We start from the raw sequence: 288 nt of genomic DNA, 5'->3' as shown, positions 1-288 counted from the left end.
GATCATCGTTGTCCACCACGTCCTTGATGACCGGTGCGGTCGGCGCAGTGGTGTCGATGACGATCGGGTACGGCTGCGACGCATCGCTGATGTTGCCAGCCGGGTCTTCGGCCTTGACGGTGAAGTCGTGCTCGCCTTCGGCCAGGGCCTTGTCAGCCGGGACTTCGAACGACCAGGTGCCGTCATCCTTGGCGGTGGTGGAGCCCAGCTCCTTGCCGCCGTCGAAGACGTGGATGATGTCGCCCTTCTCGGCACCGTCGCCGGAAATCACCGGGGTGGTGTCGTTGG

The 288-nt window shown here is 64.6% G+C and carries 1 protein-coding gene; it reads right to left on the bottom strand.

Annotated elements, in window-relative coordinates; all coding sequences use genetic code 11:
- The coding region (locus IB255_RS30580; protein ID WP_192211297.1) for an Ig-like domain-containing protein at positions 1 to 288 on the bottom strand (288 nt) is incomplete at both ends.

This window comes from Pseudomonas sp. PDM22, assembly GCF_014851965.1.
Classification (GTDB): Bacteria; Pseudomonadota; Gammaproteobacteria; order Pseudomonadales; family Pseudomonadaceae; genus Pseudomonas.
The sequence above is the reverse complement of the archived record's forward strand: the minus strand, read 5'-3'. Positions and strand labels throughout refer to the sequence as shown.